At 68.8% G+C, this 13814-nt stretch carries 17 protein-coding genes; 4 read left to right on the top strand and 13 right to left on the bottom strand.

Annotation, left to right across the window (positions count from 1 at the left end):
- Positions 1–268: 268 nt before the first annotated feature.
- From ACFSCU_RS16425 to ACFSCU_RS16395, 7 genes are all read right to left on the bottom strand, one after another.
- Positions 269–715, bottom strand: coding sequence for a GatB/YqeY domain-containing protein (locus tag ACFSCU_RS16425; RefSeq protein ID WP_180549301.1), 447 nt, complete (start codon positions 713–715; stop codon positions 269–271).
- 77 nt (positions 716–792) lie between these two features.
- Positions 793–1005 carry a 30S ribosomal protein S21 gene (gene rpsU, locus ACFSCU_RS16420; protein ID WP_180549300.1) on the bottom strand — a complete coding sequence of 71 codons (213 nt, stop codon included), beginning with the start codon at positions 1003–1005 and terminating at the stop codon, positions 793–795.
- 271 nt (positions 1006–1276) lie between these two features.
- Positions 1277–2566: a BaiN/RdsA family NAD(P)/FAD-dependent oxidoreductase gene (locus tag ACFSCU_RS16415; RefSeq protein WP_377561165.1), complete on the bottom strand. Its 1290-nt coding sequence runs from the start codon at positions 2564–2566 to the stop codon at positions 1277–1279.
- Positions 2567–2846: 280 nt separating this feature from the next.
- Positions 2847–3626, bottom strand: a complete 780-nt coding sequence (gene cobA, locus ACFSCU_RS16410; RefSeq protein ID WP_377561164.1) for a uroporphyrinogen-III C-methyltransferase — start codon at positions 3624–3626, stop codon at positions 2847–2849.
- Positions 3623–4570 (bottom strand): DNA-binding protein YbiB, encoded by a 948-nt coding sequence (gene ybiB / locus ACFSCU_RS16405; RefSeq protein ID WP_180549299.1) that lies wholly within the window; start codon positions 4568–4570, stop codon positions 3623–3625. The genes cobA and ybiB overlap by 4 nt, the downstream gene beginning before the upstream one ends.
- Positions 4571–4649: 79 nt before the next feature.
- Positions 4650–4985 (bottom strand): thioredoxin family protein, encoded by a 336-nt coding sequence (locus ACFSCU_RS16400; RefSeq protein ID WP_180549298.1) that lies wholly within the window; start codon positions 4983–4985, stop codon positions 4650–4652.
- Between the two features lie 5 nt (positions 4986–4990).
- On the bottom strand, positions 4991–5686 hold the full coding sequence (locus ACFSCU_RS16395; RefSeq protein ID WP_257645545.1) for a substrate-binding domain-containing protein: 696 nt from the start codon (positions 5684–5686) through the stop codon (positions 4991–4993).
- A 254-nt stretch (positions 5687–5940) separates the two neighbouring features.
- On the opposite strand from ACFSCU_RS16395, the gene ACFSCU_RS16390 reads away from it, so the two are divergent.
- Complete coding sequence (locus ACFSCU_RS16390) at positions 5941–6396, top strand: CBS domain-containing protein (protein WP_180549297.1); 456 nt, start codon at positions 5941–5943, stop codon at positions 6394–6396.
- A gap of 59 nt (positions 6397–6455) precedes the next feature.
- Positions 6456–7505, top strand: coding sequence for a tRNA (adenosine(37)-N6)-threonylcarbamoyltransferase complex transferase subunit TsaD (gene tsaD / locus ACFSCU_RS16385; protein WP_180549296.1), 1050 nt, complete (start codon positions 6456–6458; stop codon positions 7503–7505).
- A gap of 374 nt (positions 7506–7879) precedes the next feature.
- On the opposite strand, the gene ACFSCU_RS16380 is transcribed toward tsaD, so the two are convergent.
- On the bottom strand, positions 7880–8257 hold the full coding sequence (locus tag ACFSCU_RS16380; protein ID WP_180549295.1) for an Hsp20/alpha crystallin family protein: 378 nt from the start codon (positions 8255–8257) through the stop codon (positions 7880–7882).
- A gap of 226 nt (positions 8258–8483) precedes the next feature.
- On the opposite strand from ACFSCU_RS16380, the gene ACFSCU_RS16375 reads away from it, so the two are divergent.
- Positions 8484–9080 carry a DUF2242 domain-containing protein gene (locus ACFSCU_RS16375; RefSeq protein WP_180549294.1) on the top strand — a complete coding sequence of 199 codons (597 nt, stop codon included), beginning with the start codon at positions 8484–8486 and terminating at the stop codon, positions 9078–9080.
- Between the two features lie 68 nt (positions 9081–9148).
- A complete protein-coding gene (locus ACFSCU_RS16370) occupies positions 9149–10420 on the top strand; it encodes a branched-chain amino acid ABC transporter substrate-binding protein (RefSeq protein WP_180549293.1) in 1272 nt (423 codons plus the stop codon).
- A gap of 114 nt (positions 10421–10534) precedes the next feature.
- Here the strand turns inward: ACFSCU_RS16370 and ACFSCU_RS16365 are convergent, their stop codons facing one another.
- The 5 genes from ACFSCU_RS16365 to ACFSCU_RS16345 are packed head-to-tail and all read right to left on the bottom strand — an operon-like array spanning position 10535 to position 13779.
- Positions 10535–10915 carry a Na+/H+ antiporter subunit G gene (locus ACFSCU_RS16365; protein WP_377561163.1) on the bottom strand — a complete coding sequence of 127 codons (381 nt, stop codon included), beginning with the start codon at positions 10913–10915 and terminating at the stop codon, positions 10535–10537.
- Positions 10912–11190 (bottom strand): K+/H+ antiporter subunit F, encoded by a 279-nt coding sequence (locus ACFSCU_RS16360; protein WP_180549291.1) that lies wholly within the window; start codon positions 11188–11190, stop codon positions 10912–10914. The genes ACFSCU_RS16365 and ACFSCU_RS16360 overlap by 4 nt, the downstream gene beginning before the upstream one ends.
- Positions 11187–11678: a Na+/H+ antiporter subunit E gene (locus ACFSCU_RS16355; protein ID WP_257645544.1), complete on the bottom strand. Its 492-nt coding sequence runs from the start codon at positions 11676–11678 to the stop codon at positions 11187–11189. Before ACFSCU_RS16355 ends, ACFSCU_RS16360 begins: the two co-directional genes overlap by 4 nt.
- Positions 11675–13381, bottom strand: a complete 1707-nt coding sequence (locus tag ACFSCU_RS16350) for a monovalent cation/H+ antiporter subunit D (protein ID WP_257645543.1) — start codon at positions 13379–13381, stop codon at positions 11675–11677. Before ACFSCU_RS16350 ends, ACFSCU_RS16355 begins: the two co-directional genes overlap by 4 nt.
- The gene (locus ACFSCU_RS16345; RefSeq protein WP_180549290.1) at positions 13378–13779 is read right to left on the bottom strand and encodes a Na+/H+ antiporter subunit C; all 402 of its coding nucleotides are present in this window, start codon (positions 13777–13779) and stop codon (positions 13378–13380) included. The genes ACFSCU_RS16350 and ACFSCU_RS16345 overlap by 4 nt, the downstream gene beginning before the upstream one ends.
- Positions 13780–13814 lie beyond the last annotated feature (35 nt).

Raw genomic sequence — 13814 nt, 5'->3', positions numbered from 1 at the left:
CTGTGCAAAGCTGCGGCGCAGTTTGCAAGCAATTGTCAGAAAGCGGTTTGCTTGCTCATGGATTGATAGTGGCTTGCGCTTGTGCAGCCTTGATTTCAAGAGAAAAGTATCTGAAATCGTTTGCTGGCAAGCGCAAGCAGCTATGGTTTTTGATTTTTTCTGATCGCCAGAGCGGTGTGTGGGAGCGGGCTGGCCCGCGATGCGGCATGCGGGGTGGGCGATGCGCTGCCATCGCGGCCAAGGCCGCTCCCACAAGGCCGGGGGGCACTCAACCCGCCAGCGCAGCCTTCACCGCCGCGCTGACGGCGCCCATGTCCGCCTTGCCGGCCAGGCGCTGCTTCACGGCACCCATCACCTTGCCCATGTCGCCGGGCCCGCTGGCGCCCAGTTCGGCCACGATGGCCTTCACCTCGGCAACGATTTCGCTCTCCGACAGGCGGGCGGGCAGGTAGGCCTCCAGCACCTTCATTTCGGCGGCTTCCTTGTCGGCCAGGTCCTGGCGGCCGGCCTGGGTGAAGGCGGCGATGCTGTCCTTGCGCTGCTTGATGAGCTTGTCGACGATGGCGATGACGGCGGTGTCGTCCAGTTCGATGCGCTCGTCCACTTCCTTCTGCTTCATCGCCGCCTGCAGCAGGCGGATGGTGCCCAGGCGCTCGCTGTCCTTGGCGCGCATGGCGGTCTTCATGTCTTCGGTGATCTGGTCTTTCAGGCTCATGGTTTTTGTCCTTGCAGAAACGAAAAAAGCTCGCTGAGCGTCCCCGGCGAGCTTTTTGGTTGCGAGAAGCGGCTGAATCAGTACAGCTTCTTGGGCAGTTGCTGGCTGCGCACGCGCTTGTAGTGGCGCTTGACGGCAGCGGCCTTCTTGCGCTTGCGCTCGGCCGTGGGCTTCTCGTAAAACTCGCGGGCGCGCAGGTCGGTCAGCAGGCCCAGCTTTTCAATGGTGCGCTTGAAGCGGCGCAGGGCCACGTCGAACGGCTCGTTTTCTTTGACTCGGATGGTGGTCATTCAAATTTCAGGTATTTGCGCGGCCAGCGGGTGTGAAGTAGATCAGGCTTCACGCCATACGCCGCAGTTGTTGCCCCGCACATTCGAACTAGTATGGCCGGCGGGGCGTTTGCCAGCAAACCAAGGATTATAACCCCCCCTGAGGCGCTTGCGCGCCTTCCCCCCAGGGGGACGACGCTGGTGGCCGGCGCAGGTCCGGCCACGGCGTCCTCGAATGGCCTGCTCCGCGGCCCTTCTTGCGGCATGCTGCGCGGCCGCCTGGAGAGAGAAGTCAGGGGGTGGCTGGCGTGCCGGTGTGGCGTGCTGCCAACGCCTCGGCGCAGGCGGCGGCGCTGGCCCAGGCCCACTGGAAGTTGTAGCCGCCCAGCCAGCCGGTGACGTCGACCACCTCGCCGATGAAGTACAGGCCGGGCTGCTGGCGCGCTTCCAGCGTCTGCGACGACAGTGCGCGCGTGTCGACGCCGCCCAGGGTGACTTCGGCCTTTTTGTAGCCCTCGGTGCCGGTGGGGGTGAGCGGCCAGCGCTGGAGTTGCTCGGCCAGTTGAAGCAGCGCCTTGTCGCTGGCCTCGTTGACGGGGCGCTGCCAGGCGGCGTCCTGCGCCACCCAGGCTTCGGCCAGGCGCTGCGGCAGCCACTGCGCCAGTTCGTTCACGATCAGCTTGCGCGAGCGCGCCTTGGCGGCCAGCAGTTCGGCCGCCACGTCCACCTCGGGCGCCAGGTCGATGACGATGGGCGTGCCCGGGCGCCAGTAGCTGGAGATCTGCAGCACCGCCGGGCCGGACAGGCCGCGGTGGGTGAACAGCAGGTCTTCGTGGAAGGTCACATGCTGCTTCTTCTCGCCCGTGCCGATGCGCACCGGCAGCGCCAGACCGGCCAGTTGTGCGTAGGGTGCCCAGGCCGCGCCGTCGAAGGTGAGCGGCACCAGGCCGGGGCGGGTGTCGATGATCTTCAGGCCGAACTGGCGCGCGATGTCCAGCCCCAAGCTGCTGGCGCCGATCTTGGGGATCGACAGGCCGCCGGTGGCGATGACCAGGGCGGGCGCTTCGATGGGGCCACGATCGCTATCGATGAGATAGCTGCCTGCGCTTGCTGCATCAGCGCTGGCGGCCTCTTTGGCTTGAAACCGCACGCTCTGCACGCGGCACGGCTGCCAGCGTTCCACCAAGCCGCCGTGCGCGGTCGCAGCGGCACATTCGGCCAGCAGCAGGGCAATCAGATCTTCGGCCGAGCGGTCGCAGAACAGCTGGCCCTTGTGCTTCTCGTGCCAGGGCACGCCGTGCCGGTCGAGCAGGGCGATGAAGTGCTGCGGCGTGAAGCGCGCCAGCGCCGAGCGGCAGAAGTGCGGATTGGCGCTGATGAAATGCTTGTGCGGCGCGGCCGGGTCGAGGTCGCGGTTGGTGAAGTTGGCGCGCCCGCCGCCCGAGACGCGCACCTTTTCCGCCACGCGTTCGCTGTGGTCGATGAGCAGCACGCGCAGGCCGCGCTGCCCCGCCTGCGCCGCGCAGAACAGGCCGGCGGCACCGGCACCCAGAATGACGGCGTCGAAGCGGGGAGGAGGCATGGGGCGATGGTAGTAGGCCCGCCGGGCACCTCAAGAATCGGAGCTGCTCGCGCAGGTCATGACAAGTTGCCGAGCCATGAGCAGCCACTGAATACCGGACGCAGAGGACGCAGAAGAACCGCAGAGGACGCAAAAGACAGCCCTGCTTGAATTCTTCTGCGTCCTCTGCGTATGGTTTTCTGGCATGCCATGCGCGGACCTGAGTTAGAGGCCTACTCAGATGGAATCGGTTTGAAACCTTCGTGGATCAAGCGCAAGAAGCTATCAATAAAGGAGTTTCTCAGGCGGCCAGCGCCGCGTCCTGCAGCGCCGCGCGCACGCCCAGCACCACGTCGCCCACCACCATGATGGCCGGGCTGCCCAGGCCGCAGGCAGCCAGCCTGTCGGGCAGCTCGCCCAAGGTGGTGAGGCACTGGCGCTGCGCCGGCAGGGTGGCGCGCTGGATCACGGCCACCGGCGTGGAAGCCGGCAGGGCCGACAGCAGCCCGGCCTGGATGCGCGCGGCGCTGCTGATGCCCATGTAGATCACCAGCGTCAGGCGCAGGCCGTGCGCCGATTCGCCCAGCCGCGCCCAGTCCAGGCCGGGGCCGTCCTTCTGCGGGTGGCCGGTGACGAAGACCACGCCGTGCGCGCGGTCGCGGTGCGTCAGCGGCGCGCCCAGGCTGGTCATGGCGGCCAGGCCCGAGGTGATGCCGTTGACCACCACCGGCTCGATGCCGGCGCGGCGCAGGCTTTCCACCTCTTCGCCGCCGCGGCCGAAGATGAACGGATCGCCGCCCTTCAGGCGCACCACGTTCTCGCCGGCGCGGGCGGCCTCCAGCATCAGCTGCTCGATGGTGGCCTGCGGCGTGCTCTTGCAGCCGCCGCGCTTGCCGACGTAGGTGATGCGCGCGTCGGGCCGGGCGTGGGCCAGCACGCCTTCGCCCACCAGGTCGTCGACCAGGATGACGCTGGCGGCGGCAATCGCCTTGACGGCCTTGAGCGTGAGCAGATCGGGGTCGCCCGGGCCGGCGCCCACCAGGGTGACGCGGCCGGTTGGTGCAGGGGGGGCTTTGCTCATGCGGCCAGCTCCTGCAGGCAGGTCGGGTCGCCCTCGGCCTCCAGCGCCTTGCAGGCACGCACGATGTGCTCGACCTGCAACAGGATGGGCTCGGGCGGCGGCAGGCGGCCTTCCATCACGTCGCGGATGTAATCGGCGGTGACGGCGGCGTCGGTGCTGGTGGGCAGCGCGGGCAGCGTGGCCAGCGGGCCGGGCTGCGCGTCCTGCACGGTGTGGCTTTCGCCGTTGAGGAACAGGTCCATGCGCGGCGTGCGGCGCGGGTCGGCCACGGGCTCGCCCTCGGTGCCGCGCAGCAGCAGGGCGGGCGTGCGCATCAGCCTGAAGGTGGCGGCCATGGATTCGGCGTATTCGGGGTGCGTGTAGCTGGCCACCACCAGCGCGGGGCCGTCCACCGGGTTCATCAGCTTGACCAGCGCGTGCGCCGGGTTGCGCAGGCCGATGGCGCGGCGCACGTCCAGCAGGCGTTTCAGGCCCGGGTGCAGCGCCTCGGTGGCGACGAAGTGCACGCGGCCGTTGTCGATGCGCTCATGGGGCGCGCTGGGGTCGATGCCCAGCGCGGCCAGCACGGCCTGGCTGCTGACGCGCGCGTCTTCGGTGGGCGTGCCGTGCACCAGCACCGGCAGGCCCTTGCGCGCCAGCAGGGCGGCCAGCAGGGTGGTGAGCCCCGGCAGCTTGCGCGCGCCGTTGTAGCTGGGCAGCACGACCACCGGGCGGTCGCTGCGCGGCAGCTTGGTCAGGCGCAGGTCCAGCGCGTCCAGAAAGCCGGCCATTTCTTCTGGCGTCTCGCCCTTGATGCGCATGGCGACGCAGAAGGCGCCGATCTCGAAGTCGGAGCACTGGCCGTCGAGCAGCTGGCACAGCAGGTCGGTGGCCTGCTCGCGCGACAAGGCGCGTGCGCCCTGCGCGCCCCGGCCGATTTCCTTGATGTAGGGGCTGATTCCCATGGGTGGCATTGTGGTCTGGCACCGAAGGGCGCTCAATTGATGGGAGTCAAGAATAAGCCAGTTGCGGCGTGCAGCACCATCACAGGCCCAGGCTTTGCAGCAGGCGCGCGATCTGCCCAGGCTGCGGCACCACCGGCCCGGCAAAGCGCACGGCGCCGTCGCGCCCGCCGATCACCAGGGTGGGAAAGGTCTCGACGTCGATGTCGCCCAGGGCATCGGCCTCGTCCTCGATGTCGAGCCAGCGGAAGGCCAGCGTGGGCCGCGCGGCGGCGGCCTGCTCGAAGCCGGGGCGAAAGTCGTCGCACACGCGGCACCAGGCCGCGCACAGGCAGACCACGGCGCCATCGGCCGGCAAGCTCGCCAGCGTGCGCGCCAGCAGCGCGCGCAGGTCGGGGTCGGTCAGCGCCAGGCCCATTGCGCTCAGGCGGGCGCCATGCCGTTGGCCTGCTTGATGGCGGCGGTTTCAGGCGCGGCCAGAAAGGCCAGCAGGGCGCGCGCCGCCTCGGGTTGCTTCGACGCGGCTGCCACGCCGCCGGCGAAGATGGTGGTGATCTGGATCGCCTCGGGCAGCGGGCCCAGCACGTCGATGCCGGGCAGGTGCATCAGCTCGCTCAGCTGCTGAAAGCCCAGCGCTACCTCGCCCCGCGCGACGAGCGCGCCCACCGGCGTGCCGGGCGGCGGCACCACCAGCTTGGCCTGCACGGCGTCGGCGATGCCCCAGCGCTGGAACAGCCGGGCCAGGGCCACGCCGCTGGGGCCGGTGGAGTAGCTCACCGTGGGCGCGGCCAGCACGGCGGCCTGCACCGCGGCTTCGCTGCCGATGTCGGGGTGCGGCGCGCCGGCGCGCACGGCCACGGCGACGCCCGAGCGCACGATGTCCACCCGGCTGCCGGGCAGCAGGTGGCCGTCGGCGATGAGCTGGTCGATGGCGTCGGAGCCCAGCGCCACGGCGTCGAAGGCTTCGCCCGCGGCCACGCGCCGGGCCGCATCCACGCCGCCCACCGATTCGAGCGCCACCGCCACGCCGGGGTGCTGGCGCTGGTGGCTGTCGACCAGCTCGGTCAGCAGCTTCCTGGTGGCCATGGAGGAGATGAGGGCGAGCGGGGCGGTGGGCATGGTGATGAATTCAGGATCAATTGCCAAAAACGGCTGCAGCGCCCTATGGACGGGCGCAAGCAGCTATGAAAATAAAAGCAAAGTGCAGCTGCGGGCGCCCCCGTATTGTGCCGGCGGCCCGGCTTGCGGCGGTGGCCCTGCGATGGCTTACACCTGAGCATGGCAAATCGGCGCTGCTTCTGGCACGATGTACGTGCCATTCAACAATGGGCGGCATCGCATGGACAGCCGCCTGACAACGAGGAGAACCCGCCATGGCCACCACCGTTGCCGAGATCCTGTCTTCCCGCCCGGGTGTCACCCTGGCAGCGCTGCCGCCCACCGCCACCGTGCGCGATGCGCTGCAGCTGATGGCCGAGCGCCAGATCGGCTCGGTGCTGGTGGTGCAGGGCGATGCGCTGCTGGGCATCTTCACCGAGCGCGACTACGCCCGCAAGCTGGCGCTGCAAGGCCTGTCGTCGGCCGAGACGATGCTGGTGAACGTGATGACCGCGCGCCTGTACGTCGTCAGCCCGCGCCAGACGGTGCAGGAATGCCTGGGCATCATCACCAAGGGCCGCCTGCGCCATCTGCCGGTGGTCGATGGCGGCGAGCTGGTGGGCTTGGTCTCCATCGGCGATCTGGTGAATGCGCAGCTGGAGGAGCAGCGCTTCATCATCTCGCAGATGGAGAACTACATCGTCGGCAACATGGGCGACAGCCAGTTCTAGCCCGCGCACAGGGCGCCCGGCCGCACCGCGCGCCGGGCCGCGGCGGATAATCCTGCGCCATGTCGACCCTGGTTCTCGGTATCGAATCGTCCTGCGACGAAACCGGCGTGGCGCTGGTGCGCACGCGTGAACACGGCGTGCCCGAGCTGCTGGCGCACGCGCTGCACACCCAGGTGGCGATGCATGCCGACTACGGCGGCGTGGTGCCCGAGCTGGCCAGCCGTGACCACATCCGCCGCGTGATTCCATTGGCCAATCACGTGCTGGCGCAGGCGGGGCAGGCGCTGGCAGCTATCGATGTAATAGCTTACACGCGCGGCCCCGGCCTGGCGGGTGCGTTGCTGGTGGGCGCCGGCGTGGCCTGCGCGCTGGGTGCGGCGTTGGGCAAGCCGGTGCTGGGCGTGCACCACCTGGAGGGGCACCTGCTGTCGCCCTTCCTCAGCGCCGATCCACCCGAATTTCCCTTCGTCGCCCTGCTGGTCAGCGGCGGCCACACGCAGCTGATGCGCGTCGATGGCGTGGGCCGCTACCAGCTGCTGGGCGAAACCATCGACGACGCGGCCGGCGAGGCCTTCGACAAGTCCGCCAAGCTGCTCGGCCTGGGCTACCCCGGCGGGCCGGCACTGGCGCGGCTGGCCGAGTTTGGCGACGACACGGCCTACAAGCTGCCGCGCCCGCTGCTGCACAGCGGCAACCTGGATTTTTCGTTTGCCGGGCTGAAGACGGCGGTGCTGACGCAGGCGAAGAAGTTCGAGGGCGCGCCGTGCGAGCAGATGCGCGCCGACCTGGCGGCCAGCACACAGGCCGCCATCGTCGAGGTGCTGGTGAAGAAGTCGCTGGCGGCGCTGAAAGCCACGGGCCTGAAGCGCCTGGTGGTGGCCGGCGGCGTGGGCGCCAACGCCCGCCTGCGCGCGGCGCTGAACGCCGCCTGTGCCCAGCGCGGCGTGCGCGTGCACTACCCCGAGCTGCACCTGTGCACCGACAACGGCGCCATGATCGCCCTGGCCGCCGCCATGCGCGTGCAGGCCGGCATCGAGGCACCGAACACCGACTACGCCTTCGACGTCAAACCGCGCTGGCCGCTGGACATGCTGCCGCTGGCGGCCTGAAGGGTGCGGGGCAGGGCGTTCGCGGGCGGGGCAGGCCCTGTTCCAGGCGCTAACGAATTGGCGCGGTGTTGACGTATCAATAAGTGAGCTGCTGGCGCCCGGTTGGCGGGCGCTGAAGCCTGTTTTCGACATCCAGAAAATTTTGCAAGTCCCCCCCTTTTTGTTCGGCGTGGCGATGTCTCATACCGCTTCGCGTTCAAAACAATGACCCATGACGAACCGCCGCTTTGTCATTGAAGCGCAGCGAAGTCATTTGTCATTCGTCATTTTTGAAATCACCCCGTCCCGGACGCAACAACGCCGCAGGGCCAGGCGGCCGCTGCGGCGTTGTCGCGTGGGTGGCGCGGGCGCGGTGGCCCGCCGCCATGGGTGCTTCAGTTGATGGCCAGCGTGGTGGCCTTGCTCTCGGGCACCAGCTTGGCCAGGGTCAGCGTCAGCACGCCGTGCTCCAGCTTGGCGCTGCTGGCGGCGGCGTCCACGTCCTGCGCGAACTCGTAGGCCTTCCTGTACTGGCGCGGCGCGCCTTCCACCGTCTCGACCTTGACGGTGGCGCCTTCGATGGCGATGGCCAGTTGCTCGCGGCTGACGCCGGGCACGTCGATGGCTAGCGTCCAGGCCTTGTCGTCCTCGCTCACGTTGGCGGCGGCGGTGCGCGCCACAGTCAGGGCGTCGTCCAGAAAGCGGTCGAGCGAGCGCAGGGCAGGGGCATAGGCCGAGCGGCGGGCGATGGGGGCAGAAGCGGTGAAGAACATCGGTCAATTTCCTTTCGGTTGGAGGGTGGCGGATCGGCCATCGGCGTCGTCCGCTTGATGCCCCAGTTGCGCGCCCGGGCGCCCATTTCAAGCGCCTGCAAGGCAAAAAAACCAGAGCAACCGGCCCTTGAAAATCACCCCTTGCAGCCCCATGCGCCGCCGCTTGCCGGCTGGTGAAATGCCCGCGCGTTACCATCGCGCCTTGTCTGAGCACCACCGATTCCGGATGCCGTTTGCTGTTGTATTGCGCCGCCTGGCTGTGGGCCTGGCACCCGTCGTGCTGACGGGTTGCGCCGGCTTGTCGCAGGGGCCCGCGCCCTTGCTGAACTTCCAGCCCGAAAGCTTTGATGGCGCCGCCCATGTGCGCCACTTCGACGCCGCGCCCGGCCGCAGCTGCGAGGCGGCGCGCCGCGCGCTGCTGAGCCAGGGCTACGTGCTGACGCCGGCGCAGCCCGAGCAGGTAACGGGCCGCAAGTACTTCCAGCCCACGGCGGAGCACCACGTGCAGCTCGAGTTCCGCGTCGTCTGCGCGCCCGAGCTGGGCGATGCGCAGGCCGCGACCATGTTCGTCAGCGGGCTGAAGGAGCAGTACGTGGTGCGCAAGGTCAAGGACTCGGCCTCGCTGGGCGTGGGCGGCATCGGCTCGCTGTCGCTGCCGCTGGAGGGCAGCCTGGATTCGATGGTCAAGGTGGCCAGCGAAACCGTGACCGATGCCGCGCTGTACGCGCGCTTCTTCGAGCTGGTGCACGGCTACCTCGACCGCGCACCCGCACCGCAAGCGGAAGCGGCCAGCGCGTCGGCTGCTTCGGTGCCTGCTCAGTGATTCAAAGCCTTTTCGGCCTCTAGCGCCTATCCACCGGGCGCTGATTGCTATTTATTCAGGAGTAAACCATGTCCATCACCTCCCGCCGCGCGGTGCTGCGCGCCGGCCTGGCACTGCTGGGCGCCACGCCGCTGTTCGGCCAGGCGCAGGGCGCGCCCATCAAGCTGGGGCTGATCGAATCGCTCTCGGGCCCGTTCGCCAACACCGGCGAAGCGGTGTTCCGCAACCTGGCCTGGGCCATCGAGCGCGTGAACGCGCGCGGCGGCGTGCCCACGGCGCAGGGCCGGCGCCCGCTGCAGCTGCAGCGCTTCGACAACAAGGGGCAGGTGGAAGAGTCGCTGTCGATGCTGCGCGCGGCCGTCGACGGCGGCATCCACTTCGTGCTGCAGGGCAACTCGTCGGCCGCGGCGGCGGCGCTGATCGACGCCATCAACAAGCACAACGAGCGCGAGCCGGCGCGGCGCGTGGTGTTCCTCAACTACTCGGCGGTCGATCCGATCCTGACCAACGAGCTGTGCAGCTTCTGGCACTTCCGCTTCGACGCCCACGCCGACATGCGCATGACGGCGCTGATGGAGCTGATCAAGGCCGACGAACAGCTGGAGCGCATGTACCTGATCGGGCAGGACTACAGCTTCGGCCACGCCGTGCTGCGCGAGGCCAAGCGCCAGCTGGCCCAGCTGCGGCCCGACGTGGCGATTGCCGGTGAAGAGCTGCACCCCATCGGCCGCATCAAGGACTTCCTGCCCTACGCCACCAAGATCCGCAACAGCGGCGCGCAGGCGGTGCTGACGGGCAACTGGGGCAACGACCTGACGCTGCTCGTCAAGGCCGCGCGCGACGTCGGCTTCGACGGGCGCTTCTACACCTTCTACGGCAACGCGCTGGGCGCGCCGGCAGCCATTGGCGACGCCGGCATCGGCAAGGTGGTGGCGGTGGCCGACTGGCTGCCCAACGTGCCTACGGCCGAAAGCGCGGCGTTCTACAAGTCGTTCCGCGAGCGCTTTCCGAAGCCGCAGGACGACTACGTGCACCTGCGCATGCAACTGCTGATCGAGGCGCTGGCGCAGGCCATCGAGCGCGCCGGCGGTACCGACCCGCTGGCGGTGGCGCGCGCGCTGGAGTCGGCCGACGTCACGCTGGCCGGCCAGCGCGGGCGCATGCGCGCGGCCGACCACCAGTTTCAGCAGCCGCTGGCCGTGGGCGTGATGGACAAGGCCGGCACGCCCGGCGTGCCCTTCGACGTCGAAGGCTCGGGCTACGGCTTTCGCGTGGTGCGCCAGCTCAGCGCCGACCAGGCGGGCATGCCGCACAGCTGCAAGATGGTGCGGCCGGGGTGACAAATGACAAATGACAAATGACTTCGCTGCGCTTCAATGACAAATGGCGCATTCGTCATTTGTCATGCGGCGCCAGCCGCGGTCATTCGTCATCGTTTCGAGTGCAAAACGACATCAGTGCTGCTCAGGCGCAGTGGGCGGCGGCGTCTTCGGCTGCAGCGCGGGCGGCAGCGTGGCATCGTTCAGGCGCCGACCACGGAACAACGCCGCGCGCGCCAGCAGCACCGTGGTGATCGGTACCGTGATCGACAGCAGGATGATGATGAGCCACACGTGCAGTTGCGGCCCCTCGTTCTGCGCCGAAAAATAGACGATCGATGCGAAGGTCACGCACCACGAGGCGCCCACGTAGGCCAGCGCGGGCGGGTGCATGCGCTGCACGAAGGTCCGCATCCGCACCAGGCCCCAGGAGGCGCCCAGCGTGAGCACGGCGCTGGCCAGCAGCAGGATGGCGACGATGATTTCGATCCAGAGGGGGAGGGTGTTTGTGGTCACTCAATCACCTCCCCGCGCAACAGAAACTTGGCCATCGCCGCCGAGCTGACGAAGCCGAACAGGGCGATCAGCAGCGCGGCTTCGAAGTACATGCTGCTGGTGTAGCGCAGGCCGATGACCAGGGCGATCAGCATGCCGATGATGTAGATCAGGTCGAGCGCCAGCACGCGGTCCTGCGCCGCGGGGCCGCGCAGCATGCGCCACAGGGCCAGCAGCATGGCGAGGCCGTAGGCGACCAGCGTGATGGTGATGGCGTTGGATAGTAGCGGGCTCATGATTCGAAGATCTTCATCAGGGGTTGTTCGTACCGGGCCTTGAAGAAGCGGATGAACTCGGCCTCGTCGGGCACGTTCCACACGTGCAGCAGCATGGCGCTGCTGTCGCGCGCCAGCTCGCTCCACACGGTGCCGGGCACCACGGTGGTGATCATGGCCAGCGAGGCCAGGGCCGTCGGGTCGCGCAGCTCCAGCGGGATGATGACGAAGGCACTGTTCACCGGGGTGCGCCGGTTGCGCAGCAGGGTCCAGAACACGTCCAGCGTGGATTCGATGACGTCGTGGCCGACCGCGAGGATCAGGCGGATCACCGTCAGCGGGTGCCGCACACGCGGGCGCGCCGGTCGCAGCGGCGCCAGCAGCGCCGGCGCGCCGACGCCGAACAGCACGCCCAGCAGCAGCTGGCCGAGGCTGAAGCCGTTCAGCATCAGCCACATCACCACCAGCGACAGCGACAGCAGCGGCCAGGGCAGCAGGCGTTTCATCATCGCCGCAGTCCTCCTTCACCCGTGGCCGTGGGCGAGGGCAGTGGCTTGGCCGAGAGCACGCTGCCGATGTACTCCTTGGGGTCGTGCAGGCCGCGGGCGGTGGCGTTGACATAGCGCAGCACCGCGTCGGCCTGCCACACCAGCATGCCCACCAGCAGCAGCAGCGCGCCGATGGGCAGGGTCTCGATGACGCGCAGGCGCGGCAGCGGGCGGTCGAACGTGGCCCAGAAGTAGCGCACGCCGGCGCGCGACATGGCGATGATGGTGAGCAGGCCACCCACCAGCAGCAGGCCCAGCAGCAGCCAGGCGGCGCCGGAGACACCGGCGTCCTCGCCGAAGCCGGCCGGGTTGAGCAGGGCCGACAGCATCACCACCTTGCCGACGAAGCCGGCCATGGGCGGCAGCCCGGCGATGGTGAGCGCGCAGACGATGAAGGCGAGGCCCAGAAAGGCCATGGCGGCGGGGATGGCGCGGCCGATCAGCGCCTGCTCGTCGTCGTCCAGGTTGACGTCGCGCGTGGGCACCAGGTCGACGGGGTAGGCAAAGGCGTCGTCGGGCTCGATCTCGCTGATGTAGAGCGGTTGCTCTTCCACCTCGCGCGTGCGGTCCACCAGTTCGACCAGCAGGAAGAAGGCGCTGATGGCCAGCGTGGAGCCCAGCGTGTAGTACAGCGCGCCGCCGGTGACCGCCGGCTGGCCGAAGCCCAGCCCCGCCAGCAGCGTGCCCGATGACAGGATGGCGCAGAACGCCGCCATGCGCCCCAGGTGCTGGGTGGCGATGATGCCGAGCGCGCCGAAGGCCAGCGTGACCAGGCCCAGCCCCACCAGCACCGGGCCGCCGAACAGCGCCGAGACACCGGCGTCCTGCGGGAACAGCAGCGTCCACACGCGCAGGATGGCGTACACGCCCAGCTTGGTCATGATGGCGAACAGCGCCGACACCGGCGCCGCCGCCGCCGAGTACGTCGAGGGCAACCAGAAGTTGAGCGGCCAGGCCGCGGCCTTGACCAGGAAGGCCACCGCCAGGATGGCCGCGCCCGCGTGCAGCAGGCCACGGTCGTCCTCGGGGATGGCGGGCACCATGATGGCCATGTCGGCCATGTTCAGCGTGCCGGTCACGCCGTACAGCATGGCCACGCCGATCAGGAACATGCTGGACGCCATCAGGTTCATGGCGATGTAGTGCAGCCCCGAGCGCACGCGCGCCCAGCCCGAGCCGTGCAGCAGCAGGCCGTAAGAGGCCGTCAGCATGATCTCGAAGAACACGAACAGGTTGAACAGGTCGGCCGTGAGGAAGGCGCCGTACAGGCCCATCAGCTGCAGCTGGAACAGCGGGTGGAAGTGCACCCCGGCCTTGTGCCAGCGCGCGCTGGCGTACAGCACGGCGGCCAGGCCCAGCACGCTGGTCAGCAGCACCATCATGGCCGACAGGCGATCGGCCACCAGCACGATGCCGTAGGGCACGGGCCAGTTGGCCGGCAGGTACACGCCCACGGCCTGCACGCCACTGGTGTGCTGCACCCAGAAAACCAGGCCGATGGCCATGGCCACGCCCAGCACGCACGACAGCACGTTGACGAAGGCCTTCAGCGGGCGGCGCGTGTCGCCCAGCAGCAGCATCAGCGCCGCGGTGGCCATGGGCAGCAGGACGGGCGCGATGATGAGGTGTGGCATCGCCCATTCGACCAGGCTGGCAAAGCTCATGGCGCGCCCTCCGGCTTGTCGGCGTAGGTGGTCGGGCGCGGCAGCAGGACGGTGCCGTCGTCGGGCTCCTCGCCGTCCACGTGGTCGGTGTCCGACAGCCCGCGCGAGGCCAGCAGCACCACCAGGAACAGCGCCGTGGTGGCGAAGCCGATCACGATGGCCGTCAGCACCAGCGCCTGCGGCAGCGGGTCGGTGTAGTTCTCCAGGTTGGGCACCAGGCCGGGCTGCACGATGGGCTCCTTGTCGAGCGACAGGCTGCCCATGGCGAAGATGAACAGGTTGACCGCGTACGACAGCAGGGCCAGCCCCATCAGCACCTGGAAGGTGCGCGGGCGCAGCACCAGCCACACGCCCGAGCCGCCGAGCACGCCGATGGCAATCGCCAGAATCATTTCCATGGCACGGCCTCCATGGCAGGCAGAAGGGCTGCGCC

The organism is Ottowia beijingensis (assembly GCF_042680925.1).
Classification (GTDB): Bacteria; Pseudomonadota; Gammaproteobacteria; order Burkholderiales; family Burkholderiaceae_C; genus Ottowia; species Ottowia beijingensis.
The sequence above is the reverse complement of the archived record's forward strand: the minus strand, read 5'-3'. Positions and strand labels throughout refer to the sequence as shown.